Origin of the sequence: Bradyrhizobium sp. McL0615, from assembly GCF_049993905.1 — a bacterium.
In the GTDB taxonomy this organism is placed as follows: Bacteria; Pseudomonadota; Alphaproteobacteria; order Rhizobiales; family Xanthobacteraceae; genus Bradyrhizobium.
The window spans coordinates 4,757,751-4,773,685 of record NZ_CP188254.1 but is presented as its reverse complement, the minus strand read 5'-3'; the positions used below and the strand labels follow the sequence as shown (position 1 = coordinate 4,773,685).

Annotated in this window: 19 protein-coding genes; 8 read left to right on the top strand and 11 right to left on the bottom strand. The window is 62.9% G+C overall.

Features of this window, described 5'->3' with window-relative positions; translation table 11 throughout:
- The first annotated feature begins 171 nt into the window (after positions 1 to 171).
- Complete coding sequence (locus tag ACPPVP_RS22610) at positions 172 to 588, top strand: septal ring lytic transglycosylase RlpA family protein (protein ID WP_426524564.1); 417 nt, start codon at positions 172 to 174, stop codon at positions 586 to 588.
- 736 nt (positions 589 to 1,324) lie between these two features.
- Here ACPPVP_RS22610 and ACPPVP_RS22605 read toward each other — a convergent pair.
- The 3 genes from ACPPVP_RS22605 to ACPPVP_RS22595 form a co-directional block, all read right to left on the bottom strand.
- A complete protein-coding gene (locus ACPPVP_RS22605; RefSeq protein WP_426524563.1) occupies positions 1,325 to 1,450 on the bottom strand; it encodes a hypothetical protein in 126 nt (41 codons plus the stop codon).
- 370 nt (positions 1,451 to 1,820) lie between these two features.
- Entirely contained in the window at positions 1,821 to 2,171 is a 351-nt protein-coding gene (locus ACPPVP_RS22600) for a hypothetical protein (RefSeq protein WP_426524561.1), read from the bottom strand.
- Positions 2,172 to 2,215: 44 nt separating this feature from the next.
- Entirely contained in the window at positions 2,216 to 2,461 is a 246-nt protein-coding gene (locus tag ACPPVP_RS22595; RefSeq protein ID WP_426524560.1) for a hypothetical protein, read from the bottom strand.
- 197 nt (positions 2,462 to 2,658) lie between these two features.
- On the opposite strand from ACPPVP_RS22595, the gene ACPPVP_RS22590 reads away from it, so the two are divergent.
- Positions 2,659 to 2,874, top strand: a complete 216-nt coding sequence (locus ACPPVP_RS22590) for a hypothetical protein (RefSeq protein WP_426524558.1) — start codon at positions 2,659 to 2,661, stop codon at positions 2,872 to 2,874.
- 9 nt (positions 2,875 to 2,883) lie between these two features.
- Here ACPPVP_RS22590 and ACPPVP_RS22585 read toward each other — a convergent pair whose 3' ends face one another.
- Positions 2,884 to 3,048, bottom strand: a complete 165-nt coding sequence (locus tag ACPPVP_RS22585; RefSeq protein WP_426524556.1) for a hypothetical protein — start codon at positions 3,046 to 3,048, stop codon at positions 2,884 to 2,886.
- Positions 3,049 to 3,187: 139 nt separating this feature from the next.
- On the opposite strand from ACPPVP_RS22585, the gene ACPPVP_RS22580 reads away from it, so the two are divergent.
- Positions 3,188 to 3,541 (top strand): DUF6481 family protein, encoded by a 354-nt coding sequence (locus ACPPVP_RS22580; RefSeq protein WP_426524555.1) that lies wholly within the window; start codon positions 3,188 to 3,190, stop codon positions 3,539 to 3,541.
- 215 nt (positions 3,542 to 3,756) lie between these two features.
- On the opposite strand, the gene ACPPVP_RS22575 is transcribed toward ACPPVP_RS22580, so the two are convergent.
- Complete coding sequence (locus ACPPVP_RS22575; protein ID WP_426524553.1) at positions 3,757 to 3,996, bottom strand: pentapeptide MXKDX repeat protein; 240 nt, start codon at positions 3,994 to 3,996, stop codon at positions 3,757 to 3,759.
- A 397-nt stretch (positions 3,997 to 4,393) separates the two neighbouring features.
- Here ACPPVP_RS22575 and dctP point away from each other — a divergent pair, with 397 nt between their 5' ends.
- From dctP to ACPPVP_RS22560, 3 genes are read left to right on the top strand one after another with little or no spacing between them, the layout of a single operon-like run.
- Complete coding sequence (gene dctP / locus ACPPVP_RS22570) at positions 4,394 to 5,416, top strand: TRAP transporter substrate-binding protein DctP (RefSeq protein WP_426524551.1); 1,023 nt, start codon at positions 4,394 to 4,396, stop codon at positions 5,414 to 5,416.
- Positions 5,413 to 5,967 (top strand): TRAP transporter small permease, encoded by a 555-nt coding sequence (locus tag ACPPVP_RS22565; RefSeq protein ID WP_426524549.1) that lies wholly within the window; start codon positions 5,413 to 5,415, stop codon positions 5,965 to 5,967. The genes dctP and ACPPVP_RS22565 overlap by 4 nt, the downstream gene beginning before the upstream one ends.
- Complete coding sequence (locus tag ACPPVP_RS22560; RefSeq protein WP_426524547.1) at positions 5,964 to 7,322, top strand: TRAP transporter large permease; 1,359 nt, start codon at positions 5,964 to 5,966, stop codon at positions 7,320 to 7,322. Before ACPPVP_RS22565 ends, ACPPVP_RS22560 begins: the two co-directional genes overlap by 4 nt.
- A gap of 20 nt (positions 7,323 to 7,342) precedes the next feature.
- Here the strand turns inward: ACPPVP_RS22560 and ACPPVP_RS22555 are convergent, their stop codons facing one another.
- From ACPPVP_RS22555 to ACPPVP_RS22530, 6 genes are all read right to left on the bottom strand, one after another.
- Positions 7,343 to 8,023 carry a GntR family transcriptional regulator gene (locus ACPPVP_RS22555; RefSeq protein ID WP_426524545.1) on the bottom strand — a complete coding sequence of 227 codons (681 nt, stop codon included), beginning with the start codon at positions 8,021 to 8,023 and terminating at the stop codon, positions 7,343 to 7,345.
- A gap of 297 nt (positions 8,024 to 8,320) precedes the next feature.
- The gene (locus ACPPVP_RS22550) at positions 8,321 to 8,731 is read right to left on the bottom strand and encodes a hypothetical protein (protein WP_426524544.1); all 411 of its coding nucleotides are present in this window, start codon (positions 8,729 to 8,731) and stop codon (positions 8,321 to 8,323) included.
- Positions 8,728 to 9,639 carry a hydroxymethylglutaryl-CoA lyase gene (locus ACPPVP_RS22545; protein WP_426524542.1) on the bottom strand — a complete coding sequence of 304 codons (912 nt, stop codon included), beginning with the start codon at positions 9,637 to 9,639 and terminating at the stop codon, positions 8,728 to 8,730. The genes ACPPVP_RS22550 and ACPPVP_RS22545 overlap by 4 nt, the downstream gene beginning before the upstream one ends.
- Positions 9,636 to 11,636, bottom strand: coding sequence for an acetyl/propionyl/methylcrotonyl-CoA carboxylase subunit alpha (locus tag ACPPVP_RS22540; protein ID WP_426524540.1), 2,001 nt, complete (start codon positions 11,634 to 11,636; stop codon positions 9,636 to 9,638). Before ACPPVP_RS22540 ends, ACPPVP_RS22545 begins: the two co-directional genes overlap by 4 nt.
- A 14-nt stretch (positions 11,637 to 11,650) precedes the next feature.
- The gene (locus tag ACPPVP_RS22535; protein WP_426524538.1) at positions 11,651 to 13,255 is read right to left on the bottom strand and encodes a carboxyl transferase domain-containing protein; all 1,605 of its coding nucleotides are present in this window, start codon (positions 13,253 to 13,255) and stop codon (positions 11,651 to 11,653) included.
- Positions 13,256 to 13,367: 112 nt separating this feature from the next.
- The gene (locus ACPPVP_RS22530) at positions 13,368 to 14,540 is read right to left on the bottom strand and encodes an isovaleryl-CoA dehydrogenase (protein WP_426524536.1); all 1,173 of its coding nucleotides are present in this window, start codon (positions 14,538 to 14,540) and stop codon (positions 13,368 to 13,370) included.
- Between the two features lie 182 nt (positions 14,541 to 14,722).
- On the opposite strand from ACPPVP_RS22530, the gene ACPPVP_RS22525 reads away from it, so the two are divergent.
- On the top strand, positions 14,723 to 15,391 hold the full coding sequence (locus tag ACPPVP_RS22525) for a TetR/AcrR family transcriptional regulator (RefSeq protein ID WP_426524534.1): 669 nt from the start codon (positions 14,723 to 14,725) through the stop codon (positions 15,389 to 15,391).
- Between the two features lie 19 nt (positions 15,392 to 15,410).
- On the top strand, positions 15,411 to 15,908 hold the full coding sequence (locus ACPPVP_RS22520) for an Lrp/AsnC family transcriptional regulator (RefSeq protein WP_426524532.1): 498 nt from the start codon (positions 15,411 to 15,413) through the stop codon (positions 15,906 to 15,908).
- Positions 15,909 to 15,935: the final 27 nt, after the last annotated feature.

The following is a 15,935-nucleotide window of genomic DNA, read 5'->3' as shown; positions in this document are numbered from 1 at the left end:
TTCCCAATCGCGCAACCTCATTCGATCGTTGCTTACGCGCAACAGCGTCCGGCGTTTTCGAGTCGGCGCAATGCCGACACATATCCGCCACGCCGACGCCAAAGTCGATGCGGAACTTCCGCTGGAATTTCCGGCGGGCCCAAGCCCGTCCCGCAACAGAATGTTGGCGTCATGGCAGAGTATCGCCACCGGATTGGCCGCGGTGCGTTCAGGCTGCAGTTTGCGGCGCTGGCGTTGGCGCTGACCTCGTCGCATGCATGCGCCGACACCTTCCAGGAAAAGTGGATGGGGCGGATCGCCCGGCCGCCGGCAGACGATCAGGAAGCCTCCGTCTACTGGGAAGACAAGTGGGACGCGCGCGGCAAGCGCTTCAAGGCCAACGAGGTCTCCTGCGCGCACCGCACCGAGGCGTTTGGCACCATCTTCGTCGTCACCAATCTCGAGAACGGCAAGAAGATCCGCTGCCCCGTGCAGGACCGCGGCCCCTTCACACGCGGCCGGGTGCTCGACTTCTCGCTCGGCGCCGCGCGCCAGATTGGCTGCGATGGCTTGTGCCGCGTCACCGTGCGCCGCGCGGGATACGAGTAGCATGAGAAATATCGTTCACCTTCAGGTTGTCTTCCAAACGGCGCCCGCTGTTGCCGCCCGGTGACATCGTTCGCGCAAGAATTCGATAATCTGGACCGGTTTCGCGCAATCCTGTTTCTGGGGGCATTTCCATGAAAAGGCTGGCACTCGCGATTTCCGTTCTCGCCGTTAGCGGAACCGGTGCCTTTGCAATTACAATTCGCACATCACCGACAACATTCTGCGTGTCGGCCTGAATTACCGCTGAGCGGCCCGATCGTCCGAAACACCGGGCCGAGATCGGCCAGCGATGCTTTTGTCGTCGGGCTTGTGCGCCCACAATAGCCGAGCGCTCGTCTCCCTGGGGTAGGTGAAGGGGCGGCGCCCGGCTATTCGGGCCGCGCGGCGGTGCGGCCTGAATAGGAACTCATTTTTAACTTAAAGAGAATTTAAAAGACTGTTGAATCATTACGATTTTTATTTCCGCGATCGATAATCGGCACCGCCATCCGAGCGTCAAGGGAACCGAAACGGCGTAAAGCGGGCCGAAATCCCGCGAGATTGGGAACAGAGCGCCTTCGGCACGTTTTCCCTATGGCATGAATTGAAACGGCAGAGCGGGAGGATCCGTTGAGCTCGCCACTGCCGGAATTCGATCGCGACGAGGTGCTGGTGTGCATGGCGCTGGCGTTCTGCCTGGCCGGCGCATCGACCAGCATCGTCTACCGGCTGCTGGGTTAGGAAGTCCGTCCGCCGGCTATTCCTCGGAGGCCGCGAAGAACGGCAAATCGACGTCCATGACATGGCCCAGAAATACGGCAACGCCGCCGATGTTCGCCATCAACTCCAGGAGGACGAAGGCGAGCAGCGCGCGGCCGGTCATCCGATCGTCGGCACGCCGGCCCAATGACCGCGTGCCGCATTGGCGTTTTTCCGATTGCGATTGGGCCGATGAAGCAGGTCGAACGGTGAAAAATCGGTTCGACCGATGCGATGAAGAGTAGACGAGGCCCGGAGTGCCTAGGAGTCCGGGCCTCGTGGCCTCCAGTGGTAGCGTTCGTCGTGATGAACGACCGCCCTGCCCCCCGCTGCAAGCGGCGTCGTTATAGATGCGCCGCGCACGCGCAGCCAATCCGTATGAGTACGGTCCGATACTCCTGCGTAAATTCCTTGCGTGTGTCCCTCACGCGAGACCACAAGATTCTGCCCGGCCGTCATTGCGGGCGCAGCGAAGCAATCCGTCTCGCCGCGTCCTACTGCTTATCGAACGGAATATACTGATGATACTCTTTCGGAATCGAGTTCCGATAACGCGCGGGCACCGTGCCACGATCGACCGACCGGTCGATTTCCTGTTGCCGGGTCATCTTGGCCGGCTTCTTTTTCTTTGGCGCGGCCTTCTCCTTTTCAGGAGCCGTGTTCTCAGTGGCCTTGTTTTCAGGAGCCGTGTTTTCGGGAGCTTTGGCTTCCGAAGCGGCGGCAGTGGGCGGTGCCGCGGGCGCGGTCTCGCTGCCCGGCGCGCCCTGCGCCCGTGCGGCGCCGGCCGGCAGGAATACGAGAGCAGCCGCCGACGCAGCCACCATAACACGAGACAATTTTAGCATAGGAAGCTCCGGTTCTGGCCAGTTCCGTTTCCGGCCCGATCCTATTACGTCCGCAGCCGGCCGCACACCGGGATTTTGGCGAGGCGGACGGCCATGGACTTGCTTTGCCTGACCCGACTGCAGGTCGTGAAGATGAAGGCCAGCCGGCTGCAGTGCCAGTCCGGACCGAGGGCGGCGCTGGCGGCCGGCTCGGGATAGGAAACGCCGATCACGATGCAGCCGATGAAGGCCAGCGCAACGACGGCGGCGGCGAGCATGAGGTTTTTGCGGGTCCACCAATTGCGGGGCATGGCGGTCGCTCCTGTTGAGATGCCCGGAAGATAGGAACGACCCATTACGGTTCTTGTGAACAGGTTCACACTACACGGGTTTGTGCGTGAGCCCGTTTGACGCAGACATGGGTATAACTCGCGCAATTTCGTTGCGCGCTTACAACCCTTGGTCGACAGTGTGCGCGTTCGGGGTGAGCGCGTGGGCGGGGCGTGCGATGGACAAGCAGGAAACAGGCTACGACTACATCAGGTACAAGCAATTGCTGGCCGAAGCAGTCGATGAGACCAAGCGGCGCGAACTGATCGAGATCATGATCAGGGAAAATGCCCGCGACAGGCTGGAGGCGCAGCGCGCCGCGGATCGGATCGCGATGACGGTGATGACGGTGGCACGGGTTCTCAGCCCCGGTCGCCATCGCGACAACATCTAAGATCGCGCGTCACTTCTCTGAAGCGAGCATCACCACCGAGCCGACCAGGCCAATCCGCGCACAGGCGAGAAGGCCATATTGCAGGATCGCCGCCGGCCGGCTTGGGTCGCCGTTGCCGTCTCGTAGAGCAGCCAGACTGACGTAATCCCACCCATCGGCATCAATTTGGGCCATTTGCCGTACACGCAAGTCTCCCCTGCTCTGCCAGCGCCATTTCGGCGCTGGCATTTTGCCCCGGGTTCACTTACCAAGGCGCCATTCCGCGCGCCGCGTGCGCCCAACCCCCGAGAGTGAAAGCGACAAGGCCTCGTCTATGAGTGGATTCAAGGAACCGAACTTCGCGGATCGCCAAAAGGCCGCGATGCAGGCGCGACAGGACATTTTGAACAAGTTTCGCGCCAAGCCGGGACTCGACGATCCCGAGGTGCAGCGCCGTCAGGCCGAGCGCGAAGCCCAGGCCGCCGCCCGCGCCAAAGCGAGAGAGGCCAAGGAAGCGGCCAAGGCCGAACAGAAGCGTCTCGAGGCCGAGGCCGCCGCAGCCGAAGCCGCCCGGATCGCGCGCGAGAAGGAAGAAGAGGTGGCCAGGCTGGCCGCGCTGGAGGCCGAGCAAAAGGCCAAGCGCGATGCCCGTTACGCCGCGCGCAAAGGCAAGGGCAAGAAGAAGTAGGCAAGAGAAAGCGGGCAAAACGCGCACCGTCTCCTGCCGATGACAGACCATGCCCCGCTGTCTTCAGTGCTCCGTCATTCCGGGCTGGTGCGTGAGCGTCAGATCCCACGATGCGCAATAGCGCATCGGGGAATCTCGAACCTTCAGGGCCGATGCTTGAGCATCGCTCCCTTGCGCAAGCGCTTTGCGCTTGTCGCAGGTAATGACGGCGCGGCTCAGTTCTTTTTCATGCCGTCGTCTTTTTTCATGCCGTCTTTCATCATGCCATCGTGCTTCATGCCGTCCTTCTTCATCATGCCGTCGTCTTTCTTCATCGCATCCTTGGACATCGATTCTTTCTTCATGCCGTCGTCCTTGCCCATTTTGTCCTGAGCGAAGACGGCCGGCCCGAACGCAAGGCCGAGCGAAACGAGTGCGGCAGACAGGCCGAGGCCGATACGGGTCGTGGTGGTCATGGGTCGTCATCCTTTGGGTTGGTTTCTCGAAAGCGACATCTGCCGCTCCCCTAACGACGACGCCGCAAGCGGCGTTGTTACCGGCCGGACCCCAAAGTTCTGCCGTTGTCACGGATAGTTGAAGCGGGCAAATTGATGGCGGCTAACGCTCCGCGAGTGCCCAAGTTGGACGTATTATTGTCGGAGTCTTCTGCGAACGGCTGTTCCCGGGTGTGCGCTGCAGCGATATCAGTCTTTTGGTCTCGGGGCTGGAATCTGGGCTTGCCGTCGCGTGCCGCCCCGACCTATCACACAGCCTTGAACTATCAGACGAGAGCAACCTCGGACGAAGACCGGCCAACATGGGCTGAAGCCGGTCCTGATCGCCGACCCAACACCTATTAGCAGGGGATAAACCATGCTCACACGCCGCCATGTCATCGCATCCGCACTTGCTGCGCCCACCATCCTTCGTTTCGGCATCGGCACCGCCCATGCCGCCACGACGCTGAAGATCTCGCACCAGTTCCCGGGTGGTACCGTCGACAAGGGTGATTTCCGCGACCGGCTCTGCCGCATGTTCGCCGCCGAAGTCACCAAACGCTCCGGCGGCGAGATCGCCGCCGAAATCTATCCGAACTCCTCGCTGATCAAGACCAACGCGCAATTCTCGGCGATGCGCAAAGGCGCGCTCGATATCAGCCTCTATCCGATGCCCTATGCCGGTGGTGAATTGCCGGAGACCAATATCGGCCTGATGCCGGGCCTGGTCGCAACCTATGACCAAGGGCTTCGCTGGAAGAAGGAGCCGGTCGGCAAGGCGCTAACCGATTTCCTCGCCGACAAGGGCATCATCCTCCTGACCTGGGTCTGGCAGGCCGGTGGCGTCGCCAGCCGTTCCAGGCCGATCGTGGCGCCTGAAGACGCCAAGGGACTGAAGGTTCGCGGCGGCTCGAAAGAAATGGACATGGTGCTGCAGACAGCGGGCGCTGCCGTGCTGTCGGTGCCGTCGAACGAAATCTACGCCGCGATGCAGACCGGCGCCTGCGACGCCGGCATCACCTCCTCGACCAGCCTGATCTCGTTCCGCCTCGAAGAGGTCGCCAAATCGCTGACCTCGGGCGCCGGCGCTTCCTACTGGTTCATGCTGGAGCCGCTGATGATGTCGAAGGCGATCTTCGACAAGCTGCCCAAGAACCAGCAGGACATCATCCTGTCGGTCGGCAGCGAACTGGAAGCGTTCGGCCGCAAGGGCGCGCAGGACGACGATGTCGAGGTCGCCAAGGTCTATGAGAAGGCCGGCGCCAAGGTCAGCAAGCTCGACGTGGCGATCGTCAACAAATGGCGGGATATTGCGCGCGATACCGCCTGGAAGGACTACAGCGCCAAGACCGCGACGTCGGCCAACCTGCTCAAGCTTGCCAGCGACGTTGCCGCATGATGCATGGTCCGCTTCCGGATCAACAAGACCATTCCGAGACCGCCACGGGCAATCCGCTCGTGGCGGCGCTCGGCCAGGCGCTGGCGCTGTGCAACAACGTCATCGTGGTCTTCGCCGCGCTTGCGCTGATCGCGGCCTGCGTGATCCTTAGTTACAGCGTGCTCGGCCGCGCTCTGTTCCACAGCGCCAATTACTGGCAGGACGAAGCGGCGGTGTTTCTGCTGGTCGGCGCCACCTTCCTGACCGCGGCCTATGTACAGGGCCAGCGGGGCCACATCGGCATCGAGGCCTTTGTCGGGCTGTTGTCGCCGCTCGCCAACCGTATCAGGCTGTGGCTGGTCGATGTCGCGAGCCTGTTATTCTGCGCCTTCTTTGCCTGGAAATCCTGGACGCTGGCGCATGAGGCCTGGGTCGATGGCCAGGTGTCGAACTCGATGTGGTCGCCGCCGCTTGCGATCCCCTACGTGCTGATGGCCTTGGGCATGACGCTGTTGTGCCTGCAAATCCTGTTGCAGATCATTATTCCCTTTGCTGGTGCTTCACGTCGATGAGCGTTCTCGGAATTGGTATCAGTTACGGCGTTGCCACCCTGTTTGCGATGTTTTCCGGCATGCCCATCGCATTTGCCTTGGGCGCCGTTGCTGTCGTGTTCATGGCGATCTTCATGCCCGCGGCATCGCTGGATACCGTGACGCAGAACGTCTACGAGGAAATGGCCTCGATCACGCTATTGTCGATCCCGCTGTTCATCCTCAAGGGAGCGGCGATCGGCAAATCCCGCGCCGGCCAGGACCTCTATTCGGCGCTGCATGCCTGGCTGCATCGCGTGCCCGGCGGGCTTGGCGTTGCCAACGTATTCGCCTGCGCGCTGTTCGCGGCGATGGCGGGCTCCTCGCCAGCGACCTGCTCGGCGATCGGTTCCGCCGGCATCCCCGAGATGCGCAAGCGCGGCTATTCCGGCGGCTTTGCCGCAGGCATCATCGCCGCCGGCGGCACGCTCGGCATCCTGCTGCCGCCGTCCATCACCATGATCCTGTTCGCGGTCGCCGCGGAGAAGTCTCTGGGCCGGTTGTTCCTCGCCGGCATCGGGCCGGGGCTGTTGCTGGTGACCTTGTTCGGTATCTACGCCGTGCTGCGTTTCCGCAAGGAATATGCGACGGCGAAGGCGCTCTACGAGAAGACCGGAACGGAATCCGCGATCCTGCAGCGCGACGAGTTTACCATGGCCGAGCGCTTCACCATGCTGCCGCGGGTGCTCCCGTTCGTGCTGCTGCTCACCGGCGTGATGATCGCGCTGTATGGCGGCTACGCCACGCCGTCAGAGACGGCCGGGCTCGGCGGCCTGCTCGCGCTGGTGCTGATTGCGGTGATCTACGCGGTGTGGCGGCCGAGCGACCTGTCGCCGATCCTGAAATCCACCATCCGCGAATCCACCATGCTGATGATGATCATCGGCATGTCGCTGCTCTATTCCTACGTGATGAGCTATTTGCACATCTCGCAATCGGCGGCGGAAGCCATCGTCGCCATGCATCTGCCGCGCTGGGAACTGCTGGTCGCGATCCTGCTGATGGTCGTCGTGCTCGGTTTCTTCCTGCCCCCGGTCTCGATCATCCTGATGACCGCGCCGATCATCCTGCCGCCGCTGCGCGCCGCCAATTTCGACATCATCTGGTTCGGCGTGGTCATGACCATCGTGATGGAGATGGGGCTGATCCACCCGCCGGTCGGGTTGAACATCTTCGTCATCCGCAACGTCGCGCCGGATATTCCGCTCAGCGAGGTGATCTGGGGCACGCTGCCGTTCGTGCTGCTGATGATGCTGGCGGTGGCGCTGCTGTGTTTCTTCCCGGGGATTTCGACCGGGTTACCTGATCTGGTGATGGGGCCTGACGGAGGAAGGTGAGGCTCTACCCACCCTACAATTTACCGCACCGCCCGTGCCGCGATCGAGCCGCCGCCAACCACCTGCAACAGGTCCGTCCGCACCGCCTCGATATGCTGCGCCAGAAACCGGCAGGCCTCGTCGATCTGTTGCGCCCGGCATAGCGCGATCAGGTGGGCATGCTCTTTTTCGGCCGTCCCCATCGCCTTGGTGTTGGAGAGCTGTAGGCGCGTGTAGCGGTCGCTGGTCTGCAGCAGCGCGATGACGATCGCCTTGGTCCGTGGCCGCCGCGCGTGAACGTAGAGCGCCATATGGAAGTCGGCATTGAGCTGACCCCACTCGCTGATGTTGCCCGCCTTGATCGCCTTCTCGAAGTGCTTCTGGATGTCGTCCAGCCCGGCAAAGTCTGGTTCGGAAAAGTGCGGCGCCGACTGCGCCAACAGACGCGGCTCCATGATCCCGCGCAGGTCGAACACGTCGTTGATTTCGTCCAGCGACAGCTCCGAGACGATCGCCCCCTTTTGCGGGACGATCCGCACCAGCCCTTCGGCCTCGAGCTGAAACAGCGCCTCGCGCACCGGAATGCGGCTGACGCCGTAGGCATCGCCCAGCGCGTCCTGCCGAAGCTGCGAACCGGCCGGATAGGTCCCGTCGAGAATCGACTGCCTGAGCTGGTCGACGATCGCAGCCGACAGCGTCCGGTGCTTCAGAGGGCCCTTCATTTGATCTTCCGTCGTCATGGCCGGCCTTTCCGATCGAGGCGGGCTCTATTTCGCACGTTGACGGGGCCCCGACCCAGCAAAAGCTAACCGGTCCCCGGTAATCTCCATTTGACAGGATTGTATAAATTATACGGGAGGCGGGGCTATTCGCGGCTGAGCCGTGCGAGAAGAAGCGAACCCATGATAGGTGACAACGCTGAAGAATCGGCCACGGCTGCCGAATGTCGGACTGGGCTGCGCAAGCGACCCTCTTCGCATTAAGCGCCGCCGTCAGGTCGATGGCGGCGCTGTCATATCTTACAGAATAGGTCGATAGTTCACCGTCACATGTTCTATCCGGGTTTCGCGCTTAAATGCTTTAGCTTGCGCCGGTAAACCTATCTCCAGCGTGGACTCTTCAGTCCATTGAATCGGAAGATGATAGCTTCCATCCAAGACCAGGAAGTCGACGCTACGTTTTCGAGAAAACCTCCGCCCCTTCGGAACCAGGCTTACATGCGTGTTCGATGGCGGTACCGGCCCACAGTATACTTCGAACGCAACCGCCGAGAGCGTGCCATTTGGATCAGGCGTAACGCTCGTCACCGGTACATTGCACAATCCGATCACGCTCTCCCAGTCAAAGGCAGAATCGACATAGGCCAAGGTTGCCAGCAGTGCAGCCACCGCAGCGGCTAACGACGCTAACGTCTTTCCCTTGCGCGTCATGTTGTGCCTGCGGCCCTTTTTGCGTTCAACGCGGCGGCCACGCGGCTGACCGGCGGGCGGCCGATCAGCCCGCTCACGACATTGGTCGCCGCAACCAGCTTCGTCATGTCCACGCCGGTCGCGATGCCCATGCCTTCGAGCATGTAGACCACGTCCTCGGTGGCGACGTTCCCGGTCGCGCCGGGGGCGTAGGGGCAGCCGCCGAGGCCGCCGGCCGCGGAATCGATCACGCGGCAGCCCTCCTCCATCCCGGCATAGAGATTGGCGAGCGCCTGGCCGTACGTGTCGTGAAAATGCATGGCCAGATTGGCCATCGGCACGTCGCCCGCCACGGCGCGCAACAGATGCCGCGCCTTCAGGGGCGTCCCGACGCCGATGGTGTCGCCGAGCGAGACTTCGTAGCAGCCGAGGTCCCACAGCACTTTTGCGACATCGACCACCGCCTGTGGGCTGATCTCGCCCTCATAGGGGCAGCCGAGCACGGTGGAGATATAGCCGCGCACCCTGATGCCGTCGGCCTTGGCGCGGGCGAGCACCGGCTTGAACCGGTCGATCGATTCCGCAATCGAGCAATTGATGTTGGCCCGCGAAAAGCTTTCCGATGCCGCGGCGAATACCGCGATCAGTTTGGCGCCGGCGGCCTGTGACGCCTCATATCCCTTCTCATTGGGCACCAGCACCGGCAGTTCGCAATCCGTGTGATGGCTGACGCCGCGCAGCACCTCGGTCGACCCAACCATTTGCGGGATCGCCTTGGGCGACACGAACGCTCCGATCTCGACCGATGTGAGGCCTGCGCCAATCAATGCCTCAACGAACGCGACCCGGTCGGCGACGCTGACCGGGGTCTTCTCGTTCTGCAACCCGTCGCGTGGGCCGACTTCAACGATATGGACGCGATCGCTCATGACGCTGCCGGTTCGATTTCGGCCAATTCGACGCCTTCGCCGACGATATCGCCGACCTTGCACTTGATCTTCTTCAGCACGCCCGCAAACGGTGCGCGCAGCGTCTGCTCCATCTTCATGACTTCGAGGGTGAGGATCGCAGCACCCTTTTCCAAGGTCGCGCCCTCCTCGGCCAGCAGCGCCACCACGGTGCCCGGCAAGGGCGCCACGATCTTGTCTTCGCCGACCTGCTCCTCGGTCTCGCCGCCGAACGGATCGACCCAGTGCAGGTCGAAACGGCCGTTGCGGGTGCGCAGATAAAGCTCATGGCCCTCGATCACGGCGGTGACGCGTGATTTCATGCCGTCGATGGTCAGATCGAAGCTGCCGTCATCCACAGGCGAGGTCGCGAAGACAAATTCGTGTTTGCCGATCGAAAGTGTCATCGGCCCGGAGCCGTAGTGCAGCGTCACCTTCTGCTCGGCGCCCTGCCCCTGACGGAACGAGAAGACCCGTTGCCGCCTTCCGACCGGCATCCAGCCAAACGTCTGCCACGGCGAATCCTTGCGCGCGGGTATCTGCTCCGCGTGGACGATGGCGGCCACCCCTGCGCAAAGCTCGAGATCGCCGGCCTCGCCTGACGATTCCGTCAACTTCTTCAGCTCGCGCTCGATGAAGCCGGTGTCGATGGTGTTGGCGCGAACTTTCGGGTGCGTGATGAGCGCCGACAGGAACGGGATGTTAGTGATGATGCCCCGAACGTCAGTCTCTTCCAGTCCGCGGTTGAGCCGGTCGATTGCTGCCTGCCGCGTCGGCGCCCAGGCAATCACTTTTGCCAGCATGGCGTCGTAATAGGGCGACACCGCATCGCCGCTGCGATAGCCGGCGTCGATCCGCAGGCCATCGACCGCGTCAGGCGTGCGCCAGGTCTTGATCCGGCCCACTGACGGCATGAAATTCTTCTGCGGATTTTCGGCGTAGACCCGCGCCTCGATGGCGTGGCCGTTCAGCCTGATCTCTTCCTGCGCCAGCGGCAGCTTTTCGCCGAACGCCACCCGCAACTGCCACTCCACCAGGTCGACGCCGGTAATCAGCTCGGTCACGGGATGCTCGACCTGCAGTCGCGTGTTCATCTCGATGAAGAACACGTCCTTGCCGTCGGAGACGAACTCGATGGTGCCGGCGCCGACATAGCTCACGGCGGCGGCGGCCTTGCGCGCCGCGGCGCAGACGGCCTCGCGCTGCGTGGCGTCGAGCGTCGGCGACGGCGCTTCCTCGATCACCTTCTGATGCCGCCGCTGCAGCGTGCATTCGCGTTCCCAGAGCGAGAGAAGATTGCCATGGCTGTCGCCGATGATCTGCACCTCGATGTGGCGCGGGTTCTGTACGAACTTTTCGATCAGCATGCGGTCGTCGCCGAACGCCGCCTTGGCCTCGCGCTTGGCGCTGACGATCGCCGCCGAGAGTTCGCCGGCCGAATTGACCGCGCGCATGCCGCGCCCGCCGCCGCCGGCGGACGCCTTCACCAGCACCGGAAAACCGATCTTGTCGGCGGCCTTTGCGAGCGTCGCCTCGTCCTGCGCCTCGCCGTGATAGCCGGGCACCAGCGGCACGCCGGCCTTCTCCATCAGCGCCTTCGAACCTGACTTCGAACCCATCGCCGTCATCATCTCGGCGGTAGGGCCGACGAACACCAATCCGGCATCCAGGCACGCCTGCGCGAACTCGGCGTTCTCGGACAGGAAACCGTAGCCGGGATGCACCGCCTCGGCGCCAGTCTTTTTCGCAGCCGCGATCACGCGTTCGATGTTGAGATAGCTGTCGCGCGCCCGCGCCGGTCCGAGCAGCACGGCCTCGTCAGCCATGGCGACATGCATGGCGTCGCGGTCGGCCTCGGAATAGACGGCGACGGTACGCAGGCCCATGGCGCGGGCCGAGCGGATGACGCGGCAGGCAATCTCGCCGCGGTTGGCGATCAGCAGCGTACGAAAACGCCGGTAGAGTTTTGCGCGGTCCATCATCGTTTCCTGCATCACATCCTGAACAGGCCGAATTTCGTCGGCTCGATCGGCGCGTTGGCCGACGCCGACAATCCAAGACCAAGCACCAGCCTCGTATCGGCGGGGTCGATCACGCCGTCGTCCCACAGCCGCGCCGTCGCGTAATAGGGGCTACCCTGATGTTCGTACTGCGCGCGGATGGGTGCGCGGAACTTGTCCTCTTCCTCGGCCGACCAGCTCTCGCCCTTGGCTTCGATATTGTCGCGGCGAACCTGGCTGAGCACCATGGAGGCCTGCTCGCCGCCCATCACGGAGATGCGCGCGTTCGGCCACATCCACAGGAAGCGCGGAGAGTAGGCGCGGCCGCTCATGCCGTAATTGCCGGCGCCGTAGGAACCGCCGATCACGACCGTGAACTTCGGCACGCCGGCGGTCGCCACCGCCGTCACCAGCTTGGCGCCGTCGCGTGCGATGCCGCCGGCCTCGTATTTCTTGCCGACCATGAAGCCGGTGATGTTCTGCAAAAACACCAGCGGAATATTGCGCTGGCAGCACAGTTCGATGAAGTGCGCGCCCTTCAACGAGCTCTCGCTGAACAGAATGCCGTTGTTGGCGATGATGCCGACCGGAAAACCCCAGATATGGGCAAAGCCGCAGATCAGCGTCGTGCCGTAGAGCTTTTTGAATTCGTCGAATTCGGAGCCGTCGACCACCCGCGCGATGATGTCGTGCACGTCGAACGGTTTTCTGCCGTCGGCGGAGACGACGCCGTAGATTTCTTCCGCCGGGAATAGCGGCTCGCGGGGCTCGCGCATGTTCAGCGCGGCTTTGGTGGGCTGCTTCAGCGTGGCGACGATGCGCCGGGCGATGCCGATCGCATGGGCATCGTTCTGCGCGTAGTGATCGGTGACGCCGGATTGGCGGGAATGCACGTCGGCGCCGCCGAGTTCTTCCGCGGTCACCACCTCGCCGGTCGCGGCCTTCACCAGCGGCGGGCCGCCGAGAAAGATCGTGCCCTGGTTACGCACGATGATGCTCTCGTCCGACATCGCCGGCACATAGGCGCCGCCGGCGGTACAGGAGCCCATCACGATCGCGATCTGCGGAATGCCCTGCGCGGACATCTGCGCCTGGTTGTAGAAGATGCGGCCAAAGTGCCGCTCGTCGGGAAAGATTTCGTCCTGCATCGGCAGAAAGGCGCCGCCGGAATCGACCATGTAGACGCAAGGCAGATTGTTTTGCCGCGCGATATCCTGCGCGCGCAGATGCTTCTTCACGGTCATCGGGTAGTAAGTGCCGCCCTTGATGGTGGCGTCATTGGCGACGATGACGCATTCGCGGCCCGAAATGCGCCCGACGCCGGTGATGACGCTGGCGGAATGGACATCGCCGCCATAGAGGCCGTGGGCGGCCAGTGGGGACAACTCGAGAAACGCGGTGCCGGGATCGACCAGCAGGTCGACGCGTTCGCGCGCCAGCATCTTGCCGCGCGAGGTATGCCGCTTGCGCGACGTCTCGCCGCCCCCGCCGGACACGACCTTGAGCTTGTCACGAAGCTCGGCCACCAGGCCGCGCATCACGTCGGCGTTGCGGGCAAACTCGGACGAGGTGGGATCGATGGTGGAATGAAGCGGCATGGTCGGCATTTCTTTGGATGCTGGAGTGCCCTAAAGATGGCTTCAGGACGGTCGGGCCCGCCCATTCGAAGAGAATGCGACAGCCTGTACCATCTTGGCCCCGATGTGAAGTTCAGGCGGTCTTTTCGAACAGTTCCCGGCCGATCAGCATGCGGCGGATTTCGCTGGTACCGGCGCCGATCTCGTAAAGTTTGGCGTCGCGCAAAAGCCGCCCGGTTGGGTAGTCGTTGATATAGCCATTGCCGCCCAAGAGCTGGATGGCGTCGAGCGCGCATTGGGTGGCTTTTTCCGCAGCATAAAGAATGGCGCCCGCCGCGTCCTCCCGCGTGGTCTCGCCGCGGTCGCAGGCTTTTGCCACCGCATACACGTAAGCGCGCGAGGCGTTCATGGTGGTGTACATGTCGGCGATCTTGCCCTGCACCAATTGAAAAGTGCCGATCGGCTCGCCGAATTGCTTGCGCTCATGCACATAAGGCAGCACCACGTCCATGCAGGCCTGCATGATGCCGATCGGGCCCGCCGCCAGCACTGCCCGCTCGTAGTCGAGGCCCGACATCAGCACATTGACGCCGCGGCCGACCTCGCTGAGCACGTTCTCCTCGGGCACCTCGCAGTCCTCGAACACCAGTTCGCAGGTGTCGGAGCCGCGCATGCCGAGCTTGTCGAGTTTTTGCGCGGTGGAAAATCCTTTCATGCCCTTTTCGATGATGAAGGCGGTCATGCCGCGCGGGCCGGCGTTGAGGTCGGTCTTGGCGTAGACCACCAGCGTATCGGCGACGGGACCGTTGGTGATCCACATCTTGTTGCCGTTCAGCACAAAGCGGTCGCCCTTCTTGTCGGCGCGGGTCTTCATCGAGACCACGTCCGAGCCGGCGCCCGGCTCCGACATCGCGAGCGAACCGACATGTTCGCCGGAAATCAGCTTGGGCAGATATTTTCGCTTCTGCGCCTCGTTGCCGTTGCGGCGGATCTGGTTGACGCAGAGGTTGGAATGCGCGCCGTAGGACAGGCCGACCGCGGCCGAGGCCCGCGACATCTCCTCCACAGCAATGCAGTGCTCGAGATAGCCGAGGCCGGTGCCACCATACTCCTCTTCCACCGTGATGCCGTGCAGGCCCAGCGCGCCGATCTTGGGCCAGAGGTCCCTGGGGAACTCATTGCTGCGGTCGATTTCGGCGGCGCGTGGAGCGATTTCGTTCTGCGAAAACGCGTTCACCGTCTCGCGGATCGCATCCGCAGTCTCGCCGAGATCGAAGTTGAGAAGCAGCGCCCTGTTCGAGGCCATCATTCCACCCTTGGTTCTTCTTCGAATTAAACGATCATACGTTTTTTTAACTTACCTGCAAGCGGAACCTGTTTGGGCACAAATAATGGCTAAAGGTGATTGAAATGACTATCCTTTCGTGTCAGGATTATACGATCAACCGCTCGTTTCCAAGGCGGCGAATGCCACCTTTCAGAGGCCCCATGGCGCGGACGATCGGCTCACACGGCCCGAAGACGATGGAGGCGATCCGCAAAGCCGGGCTGCGCCTGATCTTCGAGCACGGCTTTGCTGCCATGAGCCTGCGCCGGCTCGCCGCCGAGGTCGGGATCCAGTCGGGATCGCTCTACAACCACATCTCGACCAAGCAGGAATTGCTGTTCGAGCTGGTGCGGGACCACATCAACGAATTGCTGCGCCAGCTCGATCGGGCCCTGCAGGGTAAGGCGCGGCCGGTCGACAGGCTCCGCGCCTTCACGGCTTTCCACGTCACCTATCACATGACCAGGAAGCGCGAGGTCTTCATCGCCAATTCCGAGCTGCGGAGCCTGGAGCCGAAGAACTACGAGGAGATCGTGGCGCTGCGCGGCGCCTATGAGCGGCGGCTGGCGGAAATCCTCAGCGAGGGCGTCGCCGAAGGCGAGTTCGAGGTCGTCGATATCCAGGTGGCGACATTTGCGATCCTGGCCCTGTTGACCGGCCTCACCACCTGGTACCGGCCCGGCGGGCGGCTCACCAAGGAAGCCATCGTTGCAGCGCACGAAAAGCTGGTGCTGTCGAGCGTCGCCCCCGGCGCAACACCCAAGCGGGCTCCAACCAAGCCAGCCCCCTCCCCGAAGACGGCCACGCGTGGCAGGCTGGAGCGCCGATGAGGTTGCCCAAGAGGAACCCATGACGGAACGCCAGCCCCTCGACGACATCGACCTCAAGATATTGTCCGAGCTGCAACGGGATGGCCGCATCCGCAACAACGAGCTGGCGGAGAGGGTCGGCATCTCGGAGCCGCCATGCCGGCGGCGCGTCCGCGCCCTGCGCGAGCGCGGCTATGTCAGCGCCATCAGGGCCACGCTCGACGAAGCGCTGCTTGGCTACGAAGTGATTTCTTTTGTCCTGATCCAGTTGCAGAGCCAGGCCCAGGCCCCGCTGCAGGCGTTCGAAAAATCGATCGCGGCGGTGCCGCTCGTCCTGCAGTCCTGGCGGATTTCGGGCGATGCCGACTATCTGCTCAAATGCGTGGCGCGAAACGTCGAGGGCATGCACCAGCAGCTTCTGCAGTTTTCCGCGATGCCTGAAGTGCGCAACATCAGGACCTTTCCGGTGCTCGGCGTCGCCAAGGACGCGCCGCTGCCGATACCCCACGATCCGGCGGCATCGGGCCGGGTTGACTAGTCGCCCTGCCCCCCGTGGCGCCGCACC

Bases quoted from the DNA above. Each gene is read 5' to 3' on its own strand.
- ACPPVP_RS22610 (WP_426524564.1), top strand. From the start codon at position 172: ATGGCAGAGTATCGCCACCGGATTGGCCGCGGTGCGTTCAGGCTGCAG.
- ACPPVP_RS22605 (WP_426524563.1), bottom strand. From the start codon at position 1,450: ATGACCGGCCGCGCGCTGCTCGCCTTCGTCCTCCTGGAGTTGATGGCG.
- ACPPVP_RS22600 (WP_426524561.1), bottom strand. From the start codon at position 2,171: ATGCTAAAATTGTCTCGTGTTATGGTGGCTGCGTCGGCGGCTGCTCTC.
- ACPPVP_RS22595 (WP_426524560.1), bottom strand. From the start codon at position 2,461: ATGCCCCGCAATTGGTGGACCCGCAAAAACCTCATGCTCGCCGCCGCC.
- ACPPVP_RS22590 (WP_426524558.1), top strand. From the start codon at position 2,659: ATGGACAAGCAGGAAACAGGCTACGACTACATCAGGTACAAGCAATTG.
- ACPPVP_RS22585 (WP_426524556.1), bottom strand. From the start codon at position 3,048: ATGGCCCAAATTGATGCCGATGGGTGGGATTACGTCAGTCTGGCTGCT.
- ACPPVP_RS22580 (WP_426524555.1), top strand. From the start codon at position 3,188: ATGAGTGGATTCAAGGAACCGAACTTCGCGGATCGCCAAAAGGCCGCG.
- ACPPVP_RS22575 (WP_426524553.1), bottom strand. From the start codon at position 3,996: ATGACCACCACGACCCGTATCGGCCTCGGCCTGTCTGCCGCACTCGTT.
- dctP (WP_426524551.1), top strand. From the start codon at position 4,394: ATGCTCACACGCCGCCATGTCATCGCATCCGCACTTGCTGCGCCCACC.
- ACPPVP_RS22565 (WP_426524549.1), top strand. From the start codon at position 5,413: ATGATGCATGGTCCGCTTCCGGATCAACAAGACCATTCCGAGACCGCC.
- ACPPVP_RS22560 (WP_426524547.1), top strand. From the start codon at position 5,964: ATGAGCGTTCTCGGAATTGGTATCAGTTACGGCGTTGCCACCCTGTTT.
- ACPPVP_RS22555 (WP_426524545.1), bottom strand. From the start codon at position 8,023: ATGAAGGGCCCTCTGAAGCACCGGACGCTGTCGGCTGCGATCGTCGAC.
- ACPPVP_RS22550 (WP_426524544.1), bottom strand. From the start codon at position 8,731: ATGACGCGCAAGGGAAAGACGTTAGCGTCGTTAGCCGCTGCGGTGGCT.
- ACPPVP_RS22545 (WP_426524542.1), bottom strand. From the start codon at position 9,639: ATGAGCGATCGCGTCCATATCGTTGAAGTCGGCCCACGCGACGGGTTG.
- ACPPVP_RS22540 (WP_426524540.1), bottom strand. From the start codon at position 11,636: ATGGACCGCGCAAAACTCTACCGGCGTTTTCGTACGCTGCTGATCGCC.
- ACPPVP_RS22535 (WP_426524538.1), bottom strand. From the start codon at position 13,255: ATGCCGCTTCATTCCACCATCGATCCCACCTCGTCCGAGTTTGCCCGC.
- ACPPVP_RS22530 (WP_426524536.1), bottom strand. From the start codon at position 14,540: ATGGCCTCGAACAGGGCGCTGCTTCTCAACTTCGATCTCGGCGAGACT.
- ACPPVP_RS22525 (WP_426524534.1), top strand. From the start codon at position 14,723: ATGGCGCGGACGATCGGCTCACACGGCCCGAAGACGATGGAGGCGATC.
- ACPPVP_RS22520 (WP_426524532.1), top strand. From the start codon at position 15,411: ATGACGGAACGCCAGCCCCTCGACGACATCGACCTCAAGATATTGTCC.